Origin of the sequence: Shewanella sp. KX20019 (assembly GCF_016757755.1) — a bacterium.
Lineage (GTDB): Bacteria > Pseudomonadota > Gammaproteobacteria > Enterobacterales > Shewanellaceae > Shewanella.
Genome location: NZ_CP068437.1, coordinates 3,103,312 through 3,125,763, shown reverse-complemented (window position 1 = coordinate 3,125,763; position 22,452 = coordinate 3,103,312). Strand labels below are relative to the sequence as shown.

General features: G+C 43.2%; 18 protein-coding genes. 9 read left to right on the top strand and 9 right to left on the bottom strand.

What is annotated here, in order from left to right:
* Positions 1 to 108 precede the first annotated feature (108 nt).
* Positions 109 to 3,537, top strand: coding sequence for a PAS domain-containing hybrid sensor histidine kinase/response regulator (locus tag JK628_RS13715; protein WP_202285194.1), 3,429 nt, complete (start codon positions 109 to 111; stop codon positions 3,535 to 3,537).
* 57 nt (positions 3,538 to 3,594) lie between these two features.
* Here JK628_RS13715 and JK628_RS13710 read toward each other — a convergent pair whose 3' ends face one another.
* Positions 3,595 to 3,930, bottom strand: a complete 336-nt coding sequence (locus JK628_RS13710) for a hypothetical protein (RefSeq protein ID WP_202285193.1) — start codon at positions 3,928 to 3,930, stop codon at positions 3,595 to 3,597.
* 445 nt (positions 3,931 to 4,375) lie between these two features.
* On the opposite strand from JK628_RS13710, the gene JK628_RS13705 reads away from it, so the two are divergent.
* On the top strand, positions 4,376 to 5,665 hold the full coding sequence (locus JK628_RS13705; RefSeq protein ID WP_202285192.1) for an NAD(P)/FAD-dependent oxidoreductase: 1,290 nt from the start codon (positions 4,376 to 4,378) through the stop codon (positions 5,663 to 5,665).
* A gap of 61 nt (positions 5,666 to 5,726) precedes the next feature.
* Here the strand turns inward: JK628_RS13705 and JK628_RS13700 are convergent, their stop codons facing one another.
* Positions 5,727 to 6,386, bottom strand: a complete 660-nt coding sequence (locus JK628_RS13700) for a response regulator transcription factor (RefSeq protein WP_202289824.1) — start codon at positions 6,384 to 6,386, stop codon at positions 5,727 to 5,729.
* A 214-nt stretch (positions 6,387 to 6,600) separates the two neighbouring features.
* Positions 6,601 to 7,026 (bottom strand): acyl-CoA thioesterase, encoded by a 426-nt coding sequence (locus JK628_RS13695; RefSeq protein ID WP_202285191.1) that lies wholly within the window; start codon positions 7,024 to 7,026, stop codon positions 6,601 to 6,603.
* A 246-nt stretch (positions 7,027 to 7,272) separates the two neighbouring features.
* On the opposite strand from JK628_RS13695, the gene JK628_RS13690 reads away from it, so the two are divergent.
* A complete protein-coding gene (locus JK628_RS13690; protein ID WP_202285190.1) occupies positions 7,273 to 7,695 on the top strand; it encodes a GNAT family N-acetyltransferase in 423 nt (140 codons plus the stop codon).
* A 162-nt stretch (positions 7,696 to 7,857) separates the two neighbouring features.
* Here JK628_RS13690 and JK628_RS13685 read toward each other — a convergent pair whose 3' ends face one another.
* Positions 7,858 to 8,922, bottom strand: a complete 1,065-nt coding sequence (locus JK628_RS13685) for a 3-deoxy-7-phosphoheptulonate synthase (protein ID WP_202285189.1) — start codon at positions 8,920 to 8,922, stop codon at positions 7,858 to 7,860.
* Between the two features lie 178 nt (positions 8,923 to 9,100).
* Positions 9,101 to 9,913: a posphoenolpyruvate synthetase regulatory kinase/phosphorylase PpsR gene (gene ppsR, locus JK628_RS13680; protein WP_202285188.1), complete on the bottom strand. Its 813-nt coding sequence runs from the start codon at positions 9,911 to 9,913 to the stop codon at positions 9,101 to 9,103.
* Between the two features lie 126 nt (positions 9,914 to 10,039).
* Between ppsR and ppsA the strand changes: the two genes are divergently transcribed.
* From ppsA to JK628_RS13655, 5 genes are all read left to right on the top strand, one after another.
* Positions 10,040 to 12,415: a phosphoenolpyruvate synthase gene (gene ppsA / locus JK628_RS13675; RefSeq protein WP_202285187.1), complete on the top strand. Its 2,376-nt coding sequence runs from the start codon at positions 10,040 to 10,042 to the stop codon at positions 12,413 to 12,415.
* A gap of 133 nt (positions 12,416 to 12,548) precedes the next feature.
* Positions 12,549 to 15,614, top strand: coding sequence for a D-2-hydroxyglutarate dehydrogenase YdiJ (gene ydiJ / locus JK628_RS13670; protein WP_202285186.1), 3,066 nt, complete (start codon positions 12,549 to 12,551; stop codon positions 15,612 to 15,614).
* Between the two features lie 84 nt (positions 15,615 to 15,698).
* Positions 15,699 to 16,133, top strand: coding sequence for a DUF1285 domain-containing protein (locus tag JK628_RS13665; protein ID WP_202285185.1), 435 nt, complete (start codon positions 15,699 to 15,701; stop codon positions 16,131 to 16,133).
* A gap of 155 nt (positions 16,134 to 16,288) precedes the next feature.
* On the top strand, positions 16,289 to 16,708 hold the full coding sequence (locus tag JK628_RS13660) for a MarR family winged helix-turn-helix transcriptional regulator (protein WP_202285184.1): 420 nt from the start codon (positions 16,289 to 16,291) through the stop codon (positions 16,706 to 16,708).
* A gap of 89 nt (positions 16,709 to 16,797) precedes the next feature.
* Entirely contained in the window at positions 16,798 to 17,208 is a 411-nt protein-coding gene (locus JK628_RS13655) for a PliI family lysozyme inhibitor of I-type lysozyme (RefSeq protein ID WP_202285183.1), read from the top strand.
* Between the two features lies 1 nt (position 17,209).
* Here JK628_RS13655 and JK628_RS13650 read toward each other — a convergent pair whose 3' ends face one another.
* Together JK628_RS13650 and JK628_RS13645 are read right to left on the bottom strand one after the other, a co-directional pair.
* On the bottom strand, positions 17,210 to 17,554 hold the full coding sequence (locus JK628_RS13650; protein WP_202289823.1) for a hypothetical protein: 345 nt from the start codon (positions 17,552 to 17,554) through the stop codon (positions 17,210 to 17,212).
* 170 nt (positions 17,555 to 17,724) lie between these two features.
* Complete coding sequence (locus JK628_RS13645) at positions 17,725 to 18,756, bottom strand: Leu/Phe/Val dehydrogenase (RefSeq protein WP_202285182.1); 1,032 nt, start codon at positions 18,754 to 18,756, stop codon at positions 17,725 to 17,727.
* Between the two features lie 276 nt (positions 18,757 to 19,032).
* Here JK628_RS13645 and JK628_RS13640 point away from each other — a divergent pair, with 276 nt between their 5' ends.
* Positions 19,033 to 19,470, top strand: a complete 438-nt coding sequence (locus tag JK628_RS13640) for a DUF4826 family protein (RefSeq protein WP_202285181.1) — start codon at positions 19,033 to 19,035, stop codon at positions 19,468 to 19,470.
* 372 nt (positions 19,471 to 19,842) lie between these two features.
* On the opposite strand, the gene JK628_RS13635 is transcribed toward JK628_RS13640, so the two are convergent.
* On the bottom strand, positions 19,843 to 20,970 hold the full coding sequence (locus tag JK628_RS13635) for a cupin domain-containing protein (protein WP_202285180.1): 1,128 nt from the start codon (positions 20,968 to 20,970) through the stop codon (positions 19,843 to 19,845).
* Between the two features lie 101 nt (positions 20,971 to 21,071).
* Positions 21,072 to 22,442: an adenylosuccinate lyase gene (purB, locus tag JK628_RS13630; RefSeq protein WP_202285179.1), complete on the bottom strand. Its 1,371-nt coding sequence runs from the start codon at positions 22,440 to 22,442 to the stop codon at positions 21,072 to 21,074.
* Positions 22,443 to 22,452: the final 10 nt, after the last annotated feature.

Genomic DNA, 22,452 nt, shown 5'->3' with positions numbered 1-22,452 from the left:
GACCTTGGTCTAGTAAAAAAATATCCTTATTTTTTAAACGCTTGTAAATTAACTTTGCCTAGATTTCATTTGTTTTTTACCGCAAAATAGGAAAAAAAAGAGAATCCTATGAATTTGACTGTGCTTGTTGGCACCATTGCCATTATTTATGTTTGTCTATTGTTCCTCATCGCTTGGGGGGCTGAACGCTGGTTTAGTCGTATCACCAAGCGTATTCAAGCGTGGATCTATGGTTTAAGCCTTGCTGTGTATTGCTCCTCTTGGAGCTTTTTAGGTACCGTGGGGCAATCTGCCGATGACTTATGGTCATTTCTGCCAATCTTTATCGGGCCTATTCTTATTTTTACGCTTGGATTCGGTCTGCTTAGAAAAATGGTGATTGTGTCTAAGGCGCAAAATATTACCTCCGTCGCCGACTTTATTGCGGCAAGATACGGTAAGTCACAGCTGCTTGCGGCAATTGTGACCCTAATCGCCCTGTTTGGCATCATGCCCTACATTGCGCTGCAACTTAAGGCGATGGTCTTTAGCTTGAACCTTTTTCAACCGGAAGGGGCGTTGTTTGATGGCGCTAAAGTGTCGTTAGTCATTACTGGCATATTAGCTGTTTTTGCCATCTTATTTGGTACTCGTAAACTGGATGCAACCGAACATAACCCTGGGATGATCCTCGCGATAGCATTTGAGTCATTGGTTAAGTTAGGGGCTTTCCTATTGGTTGGCGCTGTGATCAGTTTTGGTGTCTTTGACGGCTTTGGCGATATCTGGCAGCAAGCGAGTGCGCGGGATCTGATCGGTAAACCCAATTTGCGCATTGAATCTCTAATGCCTGAGTTACTGGTGGGAATGGCGGCCTTTTTATGCATGCCAAGACAGTTCCATGTGATGATGGTTGAGTGCAACAATGAACAAACCATGGTTAAAGCCAGATGGATGTTCCCGCTCTATTTGTTGTTATTTGGTCTATTTGTAGCGCCGTTAGCGTTAGCTGGCAAGCTATTGTTAGGTGATGCAGTTGCTGCGGATACTTATGTGATAAACCTACCGCTGGCGCTTGATAAACCGTGGCTTGCCGTCGTGGCATTGTTAGGAACTTTATCAGCGGCTACGGGGATGGTCATTGTCGCGGTTGTGACGATTAGCGTCATGGTGAGTAATGAATGGCTAGTGCCATTAATGCTGCGGACTGGACAGATAAAAGCCAGAAATTTCAATCAGTTTTCACAACTGCTGCTTAATGCTCGCCGGCTCGCGATTATGCTTATCTTGGGGTTGGGTTATTTTAGCTATCTGTCATTTATTGATAACGACTCTTTGTCCTCTTTAGGCATGTTGTCTTTCGGTGCATTCGCGCAACTGGCACCCGCGTTAATTGGTGGTATGTATTGGAAGCACGGTAATCGCAGTGGGGTATTTTTAGGGCTTGCCGTCGGCTTTGGTAGTTGGTGTTACATATTACTGCACGGCGTGGCTCTATCACCGGAACTAATTACCACCGACTTTGCCTTACTCGATTCTATTAAACCTAATGTTCGAGATATTCTCATCGCCTTGCTAGCGAACTGTGCATGTTATGTACTTGGCTCTGTATGGTTTCGTGCTGGTGTTGTTGAGCGAATGCAAGCAAGCGCTTTTGTCACTCCTGGGCAGTTAAAAAACGCCACAAACCGTAAGAGTGCGGCGGTTTCACAGCAAGATTTACTCATTCTAGCGAGCCGCTTTGTGAGTCCAACGCGAGCATATGAGAGCTTTTCTGGTTTTTCTGAAGATGCTGTAAAGAGTGATAGTTGGCATAAAGTCGCCCCGCCTGAATTGATTGAACATACAGAGCATATGCTCTCGGGAGTGCTTGGTGCTTCGAGTGCGTCATTGGTGATGGATTCGGTGTTACAAGGTCGAGACTTGGCGTTAGATGAAGTGTTTAGCCTTGTGGATGAGGCGTCTTCAAAAATTATTTTGAGCCAAGATATGCTGCGCGGTGCGATCGAACATGCATATGAAGGCATGAGCGTGGTGGATAAAGATCTTAATCTTGTGGCTTGGAATTATAAATATGCTGAGCTTTATCAGTATCCAGATAATTTTTTGCAGGCCGGTATGCCCATTAGTGATGTCATCCATTTCAATGCAAAACGCGGCTATTGCGGCCTAGGCGATATTGATGAACAAGTTGAGAAGCGGGTGCAGCATATGCGCGATGGCTCTCAACATGTGTCTGAGCGACAACGTAAAGATGGTAAGGTTATAAAGATCCAAGGTAATCCTATGCCAGGTGGCGGCTTTGTGATGACGTTTACCGACATTACTCAATATCGTTTGCAAGCCAAAGCGTTGCAAGAGTCGAATGAGACACTAGAAGCGAGAGTAAAAGAGCGTACTTTTGAGTTATCGATGCTTAACAGTAAGCTGCTGGAGTCGAAGGCGCAAGAAGAGATGGCCAATGCCTCAAAGAGTCAGTTTCTAGCCGCAGTAGGGCATGACTTGATGCAGCCCTTAAACGCAGCCCGGTTATTTACTGCATCGCTTTCGCAGTATCCGAATTTGGATTTAGAGGCAAAAACAACATTAAGTCATGTCAATAGCTCCCTTAAAATTGCAGGAGAACTGCTTACTGACCTACTGGATATCTCTAAGTTGGATTCAGGCATGGTAGATGTCAATCGCCGAGATTTTGCTATTGCAGACTTACTCGATGGTTTGACGGTTGAGTTTCAGGCCATGGCTAAAGACTGTTCAATAAGGTTTAGCTCAATACCATGTTCAGCAACTGTTAATTCAGATCAGAGCCTGCTCAGACGAGTACTGCAAAACTTCCTAACCAATGCTTATCGCTACGCCAAGGGAAATCGCGTGCTGTTGGGTTGCCGTTACCGCGAGACAGAGCTTGAGATCCAGGTACTGGATAGCGGTTGCGGTATTGATGAGAGTGATACACAGGAAATTTTTAAAGAGTTTAAGCGACTCGATAATCCAGAAAGCAAAAGTGTCAGTGGCTTAGGTTTAGGGCTTGCCATTGCCGATAGAATAAGCCGTGTTTTAGAGCATAAAATTAGTGTGACTTCAATTTTAGGTCAAGGCTCTGTGTTCTCTATTAGAGTACCACTCGGAGTAAAAGTAACCGCGCCGACACCAAAGAAAATACCGTCGTTATTGCAACCATTGGCGGGCATCAAGGTGTTGTGTATTGATAATGAAGAGGCGATTTTAGCTGGGCTTGAGAGTTTATTGACTCGCTGGCAATGTGAGGTCATTTGCGCCAGTGATTTTGCCGATGCTCGCATTAAACTAGGTTTAAAAGGGGTGGCTCCCGATATTGTACTGGCTGATTATCATTTAGATAACAATCAGAATGGCGTCGATGCAATGGATGGTGTCCGTAGTCTTTATGGTGAGCATCTGCCGGGGATTTTGATCACTGCTAATACGCGTAAAGATCTGATTGATGATGTCCATCTTCGTGGTTATCACTACATGGCTAAAATGATTAAACCTGCCGCCCTAAGAGCATTGATCTCTAGTCTGGTTAGAAAAGGCTAGATAACTAACGATGAAAAACGGCATACCGACTAAGTGTGCCGTTTCTGTTATAAGCGGCTAGTTTTCTATTTTGACGGGGGTGAGGCCTTTATCTCTCGAGTCGACAGCACTTTCAACATCAAAGCCGCCAGCCTTCCAGTTTTTTGCCTCTTCAGCATCAAAAGATTGGCTTTTCCAACTACTGGCATTGGTTAGGTCAAAGCCTTGCTTTGACCAGTTTTGAGATTGCTCAGGGTTAAATCCGCTCCCCTTCCACGCTTGAGCTTTTTCAGCGTTAAAACCAATCTCTTTCCATGCTGCAATGTCACGCTCTGACATACCTTTCCAGGTAGCAGGCGCTGAAGCACAGGCACTGAGCGCGAAAATAACAATAGCTAAACAGAGTTTTTTCATATCACAGTCCTTCATGTTAATCGTTAATTAATCTGCCGAACCCGCAGAGAGCATTCCCTGAAAACCCAGCGACAGTAAATTTGCACAATTTCTAAACTATACCGTTCGACATTAACGTGCTTGGGGAAAGCACTGCACTGTGGATTAATCACTACTCTATGAGGAAGGGTATAAAATACTCTCTATTGAAGATAGTCGCTGAAATATCACTCGACAAGTTATACCAATAGCATTAAGTCTGAATCAATTCAAAACCGAGTAAAATTTTCAATTCGAATTGACGCCACTGCGTTTATCTCAAAAATGGCAGTCGGTTAGCTCGACTCATTGGTCCAAGTCGAGCCTTAACATTTACACGGCTTGACCTGAATATAAAGATGGATATACTGAACGCATGTAAAATATATAAAACAAGAAGTAATCGATTACTCAAAAGGAAATTGTTATGTCAGAACCACGCTGCAACTCCTACTACAACGCCACCATTACTGATGAAACAGATTACCCCGAACTAGAGGGAGAATTTCGGGTTGACGTAGTGATTGTTGGCGGTGGTTTTACTGGCGTCGCGACAGCTGTGGAACTATGCGAAAAAGGCTATAAAGTTGCCATTGTTGAAGCGAATAAGATCGGTTGGGGGGCAACAGGGCGCAATGGTGGACAGGTGACAGGGAGTTTGTCTGGCGATGCAGCTATGACCAAACAGCTTAAGAGTAAGTTGGGCGCTGACGCTGAACAGTTCGTATGGAATATGCGTTGGCGTGGGCATGAGATTATTAAGGCACGAGTAAAAAAATATGCCATTGAGTGTGATCTTAAATTTGGCCACATACATACCGCTTACAAAGCTAGCCACATAGACGAACTACAGAAGACCTATGATGAAGGCTGCAGTCGTGGAATGGAAAGCGAGCTAGCGCTGTTATCAAAAGCTGAGTTGCCCGAATACATTAATACGCCTTTGTATCATGGGGGGCTGCTCAATAGACGTAATATGCATCTTCATTCCGTTAATCTTTGTATTGGCGAAGCTAGAGCCGCTGAAAGTATGGGGGCGCTGATCTTTGAAGGTTCAGCTGTACTGGAAATTGATGATGGTGTGGTTGCGACAGTGACTACAGCAAAGGGTAAAATTATCGCCAATAGTGTGGTGTTGGCTGGTAATGCTTACCATAAACTGGCGCGAAAAAAGCTCAGAGGAATGCTGTTTCCTGCATCGCTAGGTAATTGCGCTACGGCACAACTGACACCAGAGCAAGCTCAAATCCTTATTCCCAAAGACGTGGCTGTTTATGATACCCGCTTCGTGTTGGATTATTACCGCCTAACCGCTGATAACCGTTTGATGTTCGGTGGTGGCACTAATTACTCTGGCCGTGATTCAAAAGATGTTGCCAAGGCATTGAGACCCGCCATGGAACGCACATTCCCTCAGTTAAAAGGGATAGAAATAGAATATCAGTGGACGGGGATGGCAGGGATAGTGTTAAACCGTATTCCTCAACTTGGCAAGGCATCGGCTAATGTTTTTTATTGCCAGGGTTACTCAGGCCATGGTGTAGCGACGTCTCATATTATGGGCGAAATAATGGCCAGTGCTGTTGTTGGAGAGCTACAAGAGTTTAGTTTATTTGCCGAGATGTCACATTTGCGGATCCCGCTGAATGAATGGTTTGGAAATCAGGCGTTAGCATTAGGAATGATGTATTACAAAGTGTTGGAGAACTTTAGGTAGTACATTATCCATAAAAAAACCGCATCTGTTTGCGGTTTTTTTGTGGTTGATTTTGAGCAGATTAAAGATCGATTTTTTCCATCTCTAGTTGCTGTAAAGCGATAACAGCTTGAGTTCGGTTCCGCACACCGAGTTTTCTGAATATTGCAGTGGCATGGGCTTTAATCGTAGCTTCTGAAACTCCTAGATCATAGGCTATCTGCTTATTGAGCAAACCTTCGGCAAACATCTGCAGCACCTTGTACTGCTGCGGTGTGAGATCTGATAGTTTACTGGCTACCTGATCGGTTCCGTCTTCATTAATGGCTTGGAGCTCAACACCTTCTGGTAACCAAACATCACCAAACAGAACGGCTTCGAGTGCGGCTGAAAGGGTTTCCATCGACGAAGATTTAGGCATAAACCCTGAACTTCCATAATGGATTGCACGGCTAATGGTCGTATTATCTTCATGAGCGGAGATCACAACCACCGGCAGTTCTTGGTAATGGGTTCGAAGGTGGATCAACGTAGAATAACCGTGAGAACCCGGCATCTGTAGATCGAGCAGTACGACATCATATTCAATGTCTTTATTGTCTAATAAATTTTGTAGCGCATCAGCGCTATCGGCTTCAAACCATTGGGTATTTAAAAATGCAGACGACAAAGCGTGTCTTAGTGCATTCCTAAACAAAGGGTGGTCATCGGCGATAATTATATTTAAATTTTCAGGCTTCATGGCTTTATAGGGTAATTGTTGTTGCGCGTGAAGGTAGTTCAATGTAACAGATAAATGACAAGGGGTTCTATGAGTTTATCGGCGAAAGGTTATAATTTCGTAAAATTCGCCACAGAGTTAGACTTATGTCTAAAGATTTAGCGAACGATTAATAGTTCTGCTTTATCGCTGAAACGAAAAAGTGAGGATCATGCTACTAATCCTCAACGCAGGACTATTCTAGGGTCCAAACTGCGGTGGGTTTTCTGTCATCATCAACGGCAACAAAGGTAAAGACCCCGCGTATAGCATGTTCGCGATGATCTCTATACATGTCTTCAACGAATATGTTCACCTCCACTTTGATTGAGGTGTTACCCACATGGATCACGCGGGCGATGATTTCGGCTAGTGAACCCGCTGGAATGGCTTTATTGAAATCGATTCTATCTGAGCTTACTGTGACCAGTGTTTTTCGACAAAAACGGGTGGCTGCGATAAAAGCAGTTTCATCCATCCAAGCCAACGCTTCGCCACCAAATAGGGTGTTGTGATGGTTGGTAATTGATGGAAATACAGCTTTGATCACGCGAGCTTCAGATTGCTCAATTCTAAGTGACATGGTTTCACTAAATTGAGTTGGTGTGTTTGTTAAGGGCATACGGCAACCTAAGGTTATGCGTTATAGGGGCGCGATTATAGTCGTTTGTTAGCGTTCAAAACAGGTAATTAATACATATGTCTAATTGTTTTAATGGTCACTAGAGAAATATTGATAATCAAACATCAAACCAATTGCGGTAAGTGATTTTTACTAGCTTTACAATCGTACTAATTTTCAATACGTTGATGATGTTTTAATTAGATGAAATTGTATCGTTATACACAAGTAAAAGGAAAAACTTCGATGTACCAGATAGAGCGTAAAGATAAGTTATCACTGCAGGAACAAAATGTGATCTGGGATGGTATAGAGGCTTTTAGCCAAACTAAAGTTCCGGCAACAGGACGCCAAGAATTAGCATTTGTACTGCGAGATAATGAAGGACAATTGCTCGGTGGTGTTATAGGGAACTATGAAAATTCTGGATGGCTATGGATTGATTCTCTATGGGTATCGGCCGATCTTCGTGGTCAAGGATATGGCATCCGTTTATTAGATAAAATAGAGGCTGAAGCTCGGCTTAATGGATGTGAACATTCGCATTTAACCAGTTTTAGTTATCAAGCTGTCGAGTTCTATAAACGAAAAGGCTACCGCGTTTTTGGTGAAATTGAGGACTACCTTCCAGGGCATAGTCGGTGCTGGTTAAGAAAAAACTTAGTTTGAGTATTATAGCTATTCCATTAAAAATTATATCTATTTAGAATGTGTTAGTGCAGGGGTTGATAGAATTAGAGTTTTTATTATTAGATAGTTAAAGCAATAAAAAACGCAGTGACTTTGATAAGTGACCGCGCTTTTAAGTATCTAAATCTGGCTTGTAAAAGACTATTTTTTCAATAACTCGATTCTTGCGCGAGATGCTTTGGCTAGATCGTGCAGTAATATTTCAGAGTCTGCCCAGTTAATACATGCATCGGTAATACTCTTACCATAGATAAGTGGTTCTCCAGCAACCACTTTTTGATTACCTTCCTCAATAAAGCTTTCTGCCATAATGCCAGCAATTGCGGTTGAGCCTTGGCTCATCTGCTGCATGATTGAGTCGGCGACATTTAGCTGTTGCTTGTGTTTTTTCTGACTGTTGCCATGGCTAAAGTCAACCACCATACGTTGAGTTACGCCCACACTATCAAGTTGTGTTGCGGCTTTTTCGATATCTTCGCTATGGTAGTTAGGTTGCTTACCGCCGCGTAAGATGATGTGGCCATAAGGGTTACCGTGGGTACGGTAAACGGCCATTGCACCATCTTTATCTGGCGAATAGAAGATATGTGGTGCTTGTGCAGCTCGCACCGCATCGACAGCGATATCGATATTGCCATCAGTACCATTTTTAAAACCGACAGGGCATGAAAGTGCAGAAGCCATTTCGCGATGAATTTGGCTTTCAGTGGTGCGAGCACCAATTGCCCCCCAAGTGATCAGGTCGGCAATATACTGACCATTGACCATATCAAGAAATTCTGTAGCGATAGGTAACTTAAGTTCAGTGATCTGCTGCAACAGGTGACGTGCTTTACGCAAGCCTTTATTCGGGCTAAAGCTACCATCCAAATCGGGATCTGAAATCAGACCTTTCCAACCAACGGTAGTACGAGGCTTTTCAAAGTAGACGCGCATTAGAATGCAAAGGTCATCTTTATATTGCTGGTGCAATGTAGCCAAGCGCTCAGCGTACTCGAGCGCAGCTTCAGTATCATGTATTGAACAAGGGCCGATAATGACCAGCAATCGTTGATCGTCGCCATTGATAATCGCTTCAACTTCATGTCGCTGCTGTACTAAGTAGTCAGCAGCATCTTGAGTTAAAGGATATTCAGAAGCGAGTTGTGCAGGTGAAATTACCTTACATAAAAGGGAGGTGCGTAGTTCGTCTGTTTTAATGGTCATTCACAATACCGAGCGTTCGTATGGGCTGTTTGCCTGATTACTTCGGATTATAACGAATAGTTGGGCTATGCACAGCGGCAATTCTCGGAAATTTAGCGCTAATTAGCCTGTTAATTGCAACTAATTGATTTATGTTAAAGGCTTTTGTTCTAAAAAGCCTTTAATTTAGTTTGGAAGTTTAAAACATGTGGCGTTCTAAACTGGTGGCTTCGAGGATTTTGGTGGCAATCTCTTCAACTGAGTGATTTGTTGTGTTTACAAAGGGGATGCGCTCTCTTTTATACATCATTTCGACCTCTTTCACTTCCAATCGACATTGACGCAGTGACGAGTAACGACTGTCCGACATACGGCTTTGGCGAATTTCATGTAAACGAACAGGGTCAATCGTTAGACCAAATAGCTTATCTTTGTTGCGCTTTAAGGCATCCGGAAGTTTTAAATTATCCATATCATCCTCAGTAAAAGGATAGTTGGCTGCCTTTATACCAAACTGCATCGATAGATACAGGCTTGAGGGGGTTTTACCGCAACGAGACACTCCTAGTAGAATGAGGTCTGCTTTATCCATATGCTTCATTGTTTGGCCGTCATCGTTCTCCATTGCATAGTTAATCGCTTCGATTCGTGCTTCATAACTGTCATTGGTTTTACCATGAGTTCGGTGTAAAGCTGGCGTTGCAGGTATGCCTAATTGTTTCTCTAATGGCGCGACAAAGGTGTTCAAAAAGTCATAATCTAAACCTTCACTGCTATAGATGATGTTTCTAATCTCTGCTTTTACGATGGAATGGAAAACAAGAGGGCGCTCACCTGTTGTAATAAAACAATCATTAATTTGTGCCTTCACTGCCTCAGCTTTTTTTTCTGTTTCAACGAACGGAATTGTAAGTGCGTCAAATTCAAGGGGAAACTGTGATAAAACAGCATGACCAAACACTTCTGCCGTGATGGCAGTACCATCTGAGATATAGAATACTTTACGCAACATTTCGACCTCTTGTAGTAATAAAATTACAAATAAAATTATACATTTACGCTTGATGCCGTGGAGTGTAAAATGCCGCTGCTCTCGTGTGAAGAGCCAAACTAAAATATACTTGCGGAGATTAGAACTGTGCAGCAATACGTACTCTGGTATCAAGAATTAGGCATGGGTGACGTCAACAAGGTCGGCGGTAAGAACGCTTCTCTTGGTGAGATGATTAGCAATCTTTCAAATGCAGGTGTTCAAGTGCCTGGTGGATTTGCTACAACGTCTTTTGCGTTCAATGAATTCCTTGAACAAAGCGGACTTAACCAGAAGATATACGAAATTCTAGACGTTCTAGATGTAGATGACGTGAACGCACTCGCTACAGCCGGTGCACAGATCAGACAGTGGGTTATCGATACTCCATTCCACCCAGAATTTGAGCAAGTGGTTCGTGACTCTTACGACAAGCTTGCTGCTGAAACAAGCGACGCATCTTTTGCGGTTCGCTCTTCAGCTACTGCAGAAGATATGCCGGATGCATCTTTTGCAGGACAACAAGAAACATTCCTCAACGTTAAAGGTTATGAAGCCGTTCTAGTGGCAACTAAGCATGTATTTGCTTCTTTGTTTAACGACCGTGCTATTTCATACCGTGTTCACCAAGGATATGACCACAAAGGTGTTGCACTATCTGCTGGTGTTCAGCGCATGGTGCGTTCAGACACAGCATCTTCAGGTGTTATGTTCACTATGGACACTGAGTCTGGCAACAATGACGTGGTATTTATTACCTCTTCATTTGGCCTAGGCGAAATGGTTGTTCAAGGGGCAGTTAACCCAGATGAGTTTTATGTGCATAAACCAAGTTTAGTTGCTGGCCATAAAGCGGTTGTTCGCCGTAATATCGGTAGCAAGCTTATCCAGATGGTTTATTCAGACGATGAAGCTCATGGTAAGCAAGTTAAGATTGAAGATATCGCCGCTGATAAGCGCCGTGAATTCTCAATCAATGACGCAGAAGTACAAGAGCTTGCTAAGCAAGCGATGACAATCGAGAAGCACTACGGTCGTCCAATGGACATCGAGTGGGCAAAAGACGGTAGCGACGGTAAGTTGTATATTGTTCAAGCTCGCCCTGAAACTGTTCGTTCTCGTGAAGATGTACAGCTTATTGAGCGTTACCACCTTAAAACACAAGGTGATGTCCTTTGTGAAGGTCGTTCAATCGGTCACAAGATTGGTAAAGGCGTTGCTAAAGTCCTTAAGTCAATTGACGATATGGATCAAATCCAGCCAGGTGATGTGCTGGTTACTGACATGACAGACCCTGATTGGGAACCTATCATGAAGCGTGCAAGCGCTATTGTCACAAACCGTGGTGGCCGTACATGTCACGCTGCAATTATTGCACGTGAGCTTGGTGTTCCAGCGGTTGTTGGTTGTGGCGATGTCACTGAACGTATTAAGAACGGCCAAGAAGTGACGGTCTCTTGTGCCGAAGGTGATACTGGTTTCATTTACGACGGTCTGCAAGATTTCGAAGTGGTCTCATCACGTGTAGACTCTATGCCTGATCTTCCTATGAAGGTCATGATGAATGTGGGTAACCCAGACCGAGCATTTGATTTTGCTCGCCTTCCAAACGAAGGTGTTGGTCTTGCGCGTCTTGAGTTCATCATTAACCGAATGATTGGTATTCATCCTAAGGCACTACTTGAGTTCAACCAACAAACGGCTGAACTTCAAGAAGAGATCCACGAGATGATCGCCGGTTATGAGTCGCCAGTTGAGTACTATGTTGCTCGCTTGGTTGAAGGTATTGCGACTATTGCTTCTGCGTTCCATCCAAAGAAAGTGATTGTTCGTATGTCTGACTTTAAGTCAAACGAATACGCAAACCTTGTTGGTGGTGACCGTTATGAGCCAGAGGAAGAGAACCCAATGTTGGGCTTCCGTGGTGCTAGCCGTTATATCTCTGAATCCTTCCGTGATTGTTTTGCACTTGAGTGTGAAGCGATTAAGCGTGTGCGTAATGAGATGGGTCTTAAGAACGTTGAGATCATGATCCCGTTCGTTCGTACCGTGAGCGAAGCTGCACAAGTGATAGAGTTGCTTAAAGAGCAGGGCCTTGAGCGTGGTAAAGATGGCCTACGCGTTATCATGATGTGTGAGCTGCCATCAAATGCACTGCTTGCTGACCAGTTCCTTGAGCATTTCGACGGCTTCTCAATTGGTTCAAACGACTTAACCCAGCTGACTCTAGGTCTTGACCGAGATTCTGGCATTATTAGTCATCTATTTGATGAGCGTAATGACGCCGTTAAAGCACTACTTGCAATGGCGATTAAAGCGGCTAAAGCAAAAGGTGCTTACGTGGGTATTTGTGGTCAAGGTCCTTCAGACCACAATGACTTCGCAGCTTGGTTGGTTGAGCAAGGCATTGATACCGTATCGTTAAACCCAGATACCGTTATCGATACTTGGTTATATTTAGCCAACGCACATACCGAAGCTTAAACGTTAAAATGAGCTGTTAAATCTGCGTGATTTAACAATTCGTTAAAAACATCAAAAAAGCCGCTATTTAGCGGCTTTTTTTTGTTTATAATGATCGGCATAATCTTAAGAATAATAATTGACAGAAGCAGCTATGTTACCGAAATTATCGCATCAACAAACGCTTGAACCCACATACCTTTCTTTTTTAACGACGTTAGAAGAGGGAGTGTTCTCGGGCGACATTGATACACGCTATAGTGCGCGTTTAGCCCAAGCGACCGATAACTCGGTATATCAGTTTTTGCCACAAGCGGTTATTTATCCTAAAACGGCTGAAGATGTGCAGATAGCGTTAATACTTGCCAATCAAGCAGAGTTTACCAAGGTGGCGTTTAGTGCGAGAGGCGGCGGTACTGGCACTAACGGTCAGTCATTAACCCATGGCATTATTGTCGATATGTCGCGTTATATGAATCAAGTTTTAGAGGTGAATGCGGCCGAAGGATGGGTAAAAGTACAAGCTGGCGTCGTAAAGGATGCACTCAATGATGCATTGCGTCCCCATGGTTTCTTCTTTAGCCCTGATCTGTCAACGTCCAATCGCGCCACGTTAGGCGGCATGATCAATACCGATGCGTCTGGCGCAGGATCACTGGTCTACGGTAAAACCTCTGATCATGTACTTGGGCTAACGAGTGTTTTGTTTGACGGTAGCGAGTTGCATACTAAGCCTGTCACTCTTGCAGAACTAGACGATGTTACAGCGGTTACCGATAACGTATTAGGTCAACAGTTACTCACAACAGTCGCCAATATGTGTAAAGGTAACCGTGAGCAGATTGAGCAACAATTTCCAAAGTTGAACCGATTCTTGACCGGTTACGATCTTAAGAATGTCTGGGATGACACGTTAGATAATTTCGATCTGTCACGAATTTTGACGGGCTCTGAGGGTACGCTGGCGGTGGTCACCGCAGCCAAATTGAATATTACCCCGCTACCGACGTGCCGAATGATGGTTAACATCAAATATGATTCATTTATATCGGCGTTGCGCCATGCTCCCGATCTCGTTAAAACCAATGCAACAGTAGTGGAAACAGTAGACTCAAAAGTGCTTAACCTCGCCAAAGAGGATATTATTTGGCATTCGGTGTCATCACTGATTGCCGACGTCACAGGTCATGAAATAGACGGTTTAAATATGGTCGAATTCGCTGGTGAGCAAGCGGATGTTGAAGCAAGATTAGCAAAGCTTGAAGCGATGTTAATCTCGCAAATTGGCGATAATGAAGCCGGACTTTTGGGTTATCAGGTCACATCTGATATAGCCAGTATTAATACTATCTATGCGATGCGTAAAAAAGCCGTCGGGCTATTGGGCGCCGCTAAAGGTACTCGTAAGCCGTTGGCATTTGCCGAAGACACCGCAGTACCGCCTGAGAAGTTAGCTGATTTTATTATTGAATTTAGAGCGTTGCTCGATAGCCACCAATTACAATACGGCATGTTTGGTCATGTCGATGCAGGTGTATTGCATGTGCGACCAGCACTGGATATGTGCGATGTCGAAGATGAAAAATTGCTTAGAACCATTTCTGATCAAGTGGCAGATTTAACGCTTAAGTACGGCGGTTTAATGTGGGGAGAGCATGGGAAAGGTGTTCGTGGTGAATATGGCCCGGCGGTTTTTGGTGAGCATCTGTATGGTTTGCTAGAGGAAGTTAAAGGATTGTTTGATCCGCACAATAAGCTTAACCCAGGTAAATTAGTGGCACCCAAAAACAGCGGACCGATGATTTACAATGTCGACAGTGTTAAGCGCGGTAGCTTTGATAGACAAATTCCTATTCAAACTCGAAATGCATTTCCTGATGTGATGAATTGTAATGGTAATGGCCTGTGTTTTAACTACAGTGCATATTCGCCAATGTGTCCATCGTTTAAAGTGACCGGCGACCGAGTTCAATCCCCGAAAGGGCGTGCTGGACTTATGCGTGAATGGTTGCGTTTACTAGAAGCTGAAGGCATTGATGTTAATGAGCTGGCTCGTGCTAAGCCTTTAGGCTGGTTGCAAAGGGCGCAGAATAGCTTAAAAATAGATAAAGAGTACGACTATTCCCATGAAGTTATGGAGTCGCTTAAGGGCTGCTTAGCGTGTAAAGCGTGTTCAAGCCAGTGCCCAGTCAAAGTCGATGTGCCCAAGTTTAGAGCGCAATTCTTTGATATTTATTATCAGCGTTATTTGCGCCCAGCAAAAGACTACTTGGTTGCAGGCATCGAAGATTCACTGCCGTTGATGGCTACTGCACCTAAACTGGTTAATGCGGTATCACAGAACAGTTTGAGTAAGTGGGTTATCAAAAAATCACTTGGTTATGTTGATGCGCCCGCTTTATCTGTACCGACGTTAAAGCAACGTTTAGAAGGGCACCCAAGCCGTGGTTATGATTTAGCGGCACTGCAACAAATTCCAATATCGGAACGCAGTGAATACGTATTAGTAGTACAAGATCCCTTTAACAGCTTTTATGAGGCCGGAACGGTACTGCATTTTATACAGCTTATTGAAAAATTGGGGCTAAAACCTGTGCTACTGCCGTTTAAACCCAACGGAAAGCCTATTCATATTAAAGGTTTCTTGGACAAGTTTGCACGAACTGCTAAGTCGACTGCCGATTTCTTAAATGAGGTTGCTAAACTTAATATGCCCATGGTTGGAATTGACCCAGCCTTAGTGCTTTGCTATCGAGATGAGTATGCTGAAGTACTCGGTGGCGCAAGAGGCCAATTTCATGTTCAGTTATCAAATGAGTGGTTATTAGATGTACTAAAAACTGAGCCGAGGTTAACGCAAGGCGAACATGGAGCTCAAGACAGCGAGCTCGGTCACCCCGAGTTCACTTGGTTTAGCCACTGCACTGAATCAACGACCAAGCCAAATACCGCAAATGAGTGGCAAGGTATTTTTGAATATTTTGGCGCTAAGCTTAATACTGTTAGTCTAGGTTGTTGCGGTATGGCTGGGACTTATGGTCATGAAGCTGAAAACCTTGAGCGCTCAAAATCCTTGTATGCTATGTCTTGGGAGCAAACGTTATCGGAGCTACCTCAATCGCAAATATTAGTTTCAGGCTATTCCTGCAGAAGTCAGGTGAAACGTTTTGGCGGTTTTAAGCCAAAACATCCGATAGAAGCATTGTTAAATTTACTATAACGACACTCAATATTAAAACTAGCATTCGCTAGTTTTTTTATACTCTTATAAATGAGTCTACAGTTAAAAAGAGTGGAGGCGGAAATGACATCAAAGATATCGAATGCGTCTGATGCGATTACATCTTTAAAAGCGGGCGCTCCCTTGTGTGCTGATAAAGCGATTTTTGAGATCATTGATAACGGTGACTGGTTTTATCAGGATGGAAAATTACCGCTCAAGTTTAGTAAGCTATTTGCCAGTATTTTGAATAAAATTGATGATGAGTACTTTCTCATCACGCCGGTAGAAAAGTTAAAAGTCGATGTTGCTAACCAAGCATTGATCATTGTGGATTATGATGCTGATGAACAGGGTGGTTTTGAGTTGCTGTCGAGTATTGATACGCGCCACAGCATTTCGTCACTTGAGGCATTCATTGTCAGTGACGATAACATCACGTTGACCGTAGAAAGAGGTGTTATCGCGCGGCTCAATAGAGCCTGTTTTTATCGCTTTATCAATGAGTTTATCGCTTAAGTGCTTTATTTTACCGTAAGCTCAACAGTATGTTTTAAGCTGATGATTAATAAGCTTTTTGATTGAATATTGATAATTAGCTAATCCTAAGGCTAGTTTCTTCCAGCGTAAGTGATAAGATGAAATGAAGCGCTATATTGCTGTGGAGGTGCTGATTGAATCGGTTCGAAAGTTTAGGTTACCTGGTCTCCCATCTAAATGTAGACCTACAAAATGCGTTAGATCAAAAGCTTAAACGCTATGATCTGGACATAAAGCTCTGGCCAGTGCTGTTTTCACTTTGGCAGGAAGAGGGTGTGACACAAACTGAACTTTCCAAACGTTGTGATGTGGCTAATTACACCATGACTAGGTTACTCGATCAGCTTCAGCAGCAGCAATTAATCACTCGTCAGCAAGATGTCGACAATCGTCGAGCCTTCAATATCTATTTGACTAATAATGGTAAAGCATTGGAGCAAGATCTTATTCGTGAAGCTGAGCGAGTCAATGAAACCTTTTTAGATCACTTAGATTTTGACGAACGAACGACATTCTTAGCGCTGATTAATAAAATAAATCAGTTTACAGGTTGAACCTTGTCTTATCGATATCCTTGTAGCGCAATGAATTTCTGATATAAAACAGGCTTTTAATAAAATGGTACTCGCTAAATGGAGTTTTTATGTATCGAACCCTACTCATCGTGGCTGTAATTGCTGTATTAACTGCTTGTTCTGTCAATATCAATAAATCTAAGCCGCCAATAGCACCAGCAGTTAAACAAACAAGCTCTAGTGAAGGGTTTATTCAATCTATTTTACTTGCGAATGGCTCAACCATAATCGTTGAAGAGGGGCGCTTAGAGCCTCGCTCTATTGGCAGTATCAGTGTTAAGTTGTATAGAGATCTGTATGTGGGGGACTTTATTGCTGCGGTTAATTTTGCTCGTGACGGAACAGTTGTTAAAGCGGTATTGATTGAAAATGGTTTAGATAAACAAAAGCTATCAATTACAACGGCAACTGCAGGCAGCGGAAATTATCAAGCAAGTCAGCTCATTTGTGTTACATCTAATAATATCACGTTATGTTGACTTAACTGATAGTCAGTATTAATACGACTAATAAGCCGATAGCAAGAATACTTTGTTGGGTTATTAAACGGCTTCGATATAGGTCTTTTTTCCCCTGCTTTAGACTTGCCACTAAGTTGTTCTGTTTATAGATCAGGCAGGTAATCTGTTCGGTCCTTGGATCGAGAAATAGATGCAACTTCGCGGGTTTACCATCTTTGAGCACAACATTGTGCTCGCTCTGGTGGCCAAAGTTTACTTTTCTAGATACCCGCTTGCCATCTACGTATGCTTGCTCTAAACCACACCAGTTACTGGCTTGTAGTTCAATATTCTCTTGGTTGAGATCATACTTAAAACACACCATTCGACGACCCACTATTATCCTAGGGCCTTTAATTCAAGCAGAGGAATATGACCTTTGCCAGTTCAGTAGAATGAAAATTTTATGAATATACGCTATATATTTGCCACTACGTGAGAAAATTGGCAAAAAAAAGCCAAGCTAATGCTTGGCTTTTTTAAAAAAGCTAAATATTACTTAGCAGCGTTAATTATCTCACGTGCCATTTCATCAGCCACATCACCGGTTGTACGATTTTGTTCATCAGACTGTTTGAAAATGGTGATAAGCGTGTTGTAGATCTCTTCCACCTTGGCAGTCGCTGCGCTGGCATCATAGTCTTTTTCAAAAGAGACATTAATAATACCACCGGCGTTAATCACATAATCTGGCGCATAAAGTATGTTTTGCTCCTTTAACAACTCACCATGACGCACTTCAGCAAGCTGGTTATTGGCACAACCTGCAATGATAGTCGCTTTTAGCATCGGAATAGTGATGTCATTGATTGTTGCCCCCAGTGCACAGGGGGCGTAGACATCAACATCTTGATGATAGATATCTTGCGGTGCCACAACCGTAGCGCCAAATTCAGTTGCCACTTTGTCCAGCGACTCTTGATGTATGTCGGTAACGATAAGCTCTGCGCCTGCTTCGTGCAGGTGACGACATAAGTAGTAACCAACATGACCAACGCCTTGAACTGAGATCTTAAGTCCTTTAAGGCTGTCTAAGCCACGCTGATGCTTCACAGCAGCTTTAATACCCAAGAAAGTACCAAGTGCAGTGTATGGCGACGGATCGCCACTCTTGCCCTCTAAACCCGCCATATAAGGCGTCTCTTGATGCGCGATCATAATATCGGCTGTTGAAACACCGACATCTTCAGCTGAATAGTACTTTCCACCTAAGGTATCAATACAACGGCCGAAGGCTCTAAAGAGGGCTTCACGATCTTTTACTTTGGGATCTGCAATAATAACTGACTTGCCGCCACCCATGGTCAGGCCAGCTAATGCATTTTTGTAGGTCATTCCACGAGACAGACGAAGTACGTCGGTTATCGCTTCATCGTCAGATTCATAATTCCACATTCTACAACCGCCTACAGCGGGGCCTAAGTTGGTGTTATGAATTGCAATAATGGCTTTAAGGCCGCTTTCTTTATCCTGACAAAAAACGACTTGTTCATGGTCGTCAAAAGAGATGTGATTGAATACTGCCACTTGTTGATCTCCGCTATGAGCACCGATAATGCCGCTACTGCTAGATTACAGTGCGATCTGCTTGTTATATTTATTGCAGAACGATAGCATTTAGCGATACTCTCAACAAAGTAAAGATTCGGATTATTTGTGATCCGTGTGGCAATTCTGCTTTCCACTTTACGTTAACGTAAAGTTTTAAGTGTTACTTATGCTAAGTAAGTTGGTAAATTATAAAAGAGTTGCTGTTTTTAGGAATTCAAAAAGAAAATAAGAAAATAAGAAAGGAAGGAAGAGATGGCTGAACAAGAAGTCGAACAAGCTCAAGACCAAGAAGCGTTAAGACAAGAGTGGATCAGAACTCAGTTTCAAAAAGCAAACAAGTTTCTCGCTGAAAAAGGGATTTTGCCAAGTAAAGTTCATGCTGATGAAAGCCGTTATTTAGCGCCGTTTGTTGCCATTTGGAAAATGGAATCTAAAAAGCCATCTAAGCAAACATTTTGGGTGATGTCCGGTGACCTGCCTTCTGATTACGTTGATGTTAACGTTGCGGCTACCGCTAGAGATGCAATTCGCCATTTTTCTATGATTTGGCAAATGAAAGCGGAGAATATCAAGCGCTCAAGCTTGGTCAAAGACCCTGCGCAAGCGAAGTTTGCCGAGCTACTGATCTCACGAGCGGAAGGGCTCTATAACATGCAGGCCGATGATAAAATCTGGGGACCTGTTGCTTAAACATCCCCGATAAAACCAGTTATAAAAATGTCTGAACAGTTTACTTTGTTCAGGCTTTTTTATTTTCTGGGCATATATACCCGTCCTACTTGAACAACGCCTTCTGCGATGGATGTGCTTTTTATATTGAAAGGTGGCTTTGCTCTGTGTCATTGAGAGAGTGCCGGAAGCGTGGGTTGGTAGCTCATTACCACCTGTCCGAAATTGCAGTTCATGACCATTATCGATAGGTATTAATAATCATATTCAGTTAGCACGACTGTGTGACAGTCTGATTACTATGTAATATTAATGAGTTAAGTGAATCACTCTAGGCATAAAAAAGGCCGCTTTACGGCCTAATTCAACACCCAACATTCGATTTTCATCGCATTAGCCCAAGTAAAAATAGCCACGATTAAGCAGTGTCAGAACGAGGTCTTGAGTAGGCACATTTTGCAGCAACTGTTCAGTTTTTTCAGGATCAAAACTGCAGCTGTTCGCCAGTATAGTTACATCGACAGTGATGCTAGCTGGATGGACAAAGGCTTCGCCATTAACAAATACCCGTGATAGTGAATCATTTTCTAGCTGTAGCAATTTTAAACCACCAATACGGCATAACTGTGCGCCTTGTTCAATATCCTCCTTCAGCATGTCGGCAGTGTAAGGCTGTTCTGGCTCACACAAATCTAATTCAAATCGATTCTGACTCAACATGTTGCCCAGCATCGTTTGATAACTTTCGGGGTCGCTGGCGAGTTCGCTTATCAGTGCCATCATATCTTGCTGGTGGCTAACACTCACTTGGTTAGCGATGGTCGGTTCTGATGTTGAGGTGAATCGCTTTAACCCTGTGTTGGTATCAATCAGTGCATCTGCTAATGCACTAAATAGCTCTTGCTGACTCGGCGCTCTATAGCCTATTGAATAGCTCATTGCAGTGGTTAACGTTTGGCCTTGATGTGGATAGCCTGGAGGGATGTAAAGCATGTCGCCTTTTTCCAATACCACGTCAATGATCGGGGAAAACCCTTCGATCAACGGTGTAGTTGGGTCATTATTTTTGGGTGCATATTGGCCTTTTTCACCTACAGTCCAGTGACGCTCGCCTTCACCCTGAATAATAAATACATCATAGTTATCAATATGCGCACCGACGCCACCGCCTGGTGTTGCAAATGAGGCCATCAAATCGTCGAAGCGCCAATCAGGAATAAAGCGGAAAGCATCAATAAAATTTGCTGAATCTGGATACCAATGATTTAACGCTTGTACCAGCAACTGCCAATGGCTACTGCCAAACTGATCATAATCTTCAAAGGGCCCTTGGCAGATCTGCCAATCGTTGTCTTTGGTTACTACAACACGGGAAGATACCTCCTCCTCACAGGCTAAACCTGCAAGTTCATCTGGACTAATGAGCTCTTCAAAATTTGGAAATGCATTTTTGATGAGTAATGGCTTTTTTTGCCAATAGTCGCTAAGAAAAGCGTTGGTGTCTAAATTAAGGCTGTACATGTTTGGCTGCACCCATGAAAAGGATAAAAATAAAGGCGATAAGCCTAAGCTTACCGCCTTAATTGAACCATTAGTAGTCTAACTACATCTGGTATTTTTGATTACTTAAGCTCATCAACAAAAGTTTCAGCACGGCCAATATAGTTGGCAGGTGTCATCTTCTTAAGCTCAACTTTCACTTCATCAGGTAGCTCAAGGCCATCGATAAAGACAGCTAGTTGCTGACCATCGATACGCTTACCACGAGTAAGTTCTTTTAGCTTCTCATATGGCTTTTCGATGCCATAACGACGCATGACTGTTTGTACTGGCTCTGCAAGTACTTCCCAGTTGCCATCAAGTTCTTTACGAAGTTGCTCTTCGTTAACTTGCAGCTTGCTGATCCCTTTCAATGTCGCTTGGTAAGCGATAAGAGAGTGAGCCATACCAACACCTAAGTTACGTAGAACTGTAGAGTCAGTCAGGTCACGCTGCCAGCGAGAAACAGGAAGCTTAGCGGCTAAGTGTTGCATTAACGCGTTGGCAATGCCCAAGTTACCTTCAGAGTTCTCGAAATCAATTGGGTTCACTTTATGTGGCATGGTTGAAGAACCAATTTCACCGGCGATAGTACGCTGCTTAAAGTGACCTAATGCGATGTAACCCCAAATATCACGATCGAAATCGATAAGAATGGTGTTGAATCGTGCTAATGCGTCAAACAACTCTGCAATGTAATCGTGTGGCTCAATTTGAGTCGTGTACGGATTCCAATTGATGCCAAGACTAGTAACAAAACGCTGTGAAAGGGCATGCCAATCAACTTCTGGGTAAGCAGATATGTGAGCGTTGTAGTTACCGACAGCGCCATTAATTTTACCCATGATTTCAACGTTAGAAACTTGCTTAAGCTGACGTTCAAGACGTACTGCAACGTTAGCCATCTCTTTACCTAAAGTAGAAGGTGAAGCGGGTTGACCGTGGGTACGCGACATCAATGGTACCGTCTTGTGCTCTTTTGCCAATGCTTTGATCGCATCAACAATTTTCTGACAATAGGGTACAACCACTTGATCACGTGCTTCTGTTAGCATTAATGCATGTGAAAGGTTATTAATATCTTCAGATGTACAGGCAAAATGCACAAACTCGTCAATAGCAACAAGTTCAGCGTTATCTGCAATACGTTCTTTAATGAAGTATTCAACCGCTTTAACATCGTGGTTGGTGGTGGCTTCAATATCTTTTACGCGCTGGGCATCAGCTTCGCTAAAGTTATCTTTTATTTGATCAAGCAAAGCCAGTGCAGCTTCACTAAAAGGGGGAACTTCTTCAATTTCTGGACTGCTGGAGAGCAGCTTTAGCCAGTTTACTTCGACTTGAACACGGTATTTGGTCAGGCCGTACTCGCTGAAAATCCCTCTTAATGAGGCGGTTTTACTACCATAACGACCGTCTACCGGAGAGATAGCAGTTAGTGCGGAAAGTTCCATTAGAAGCTCC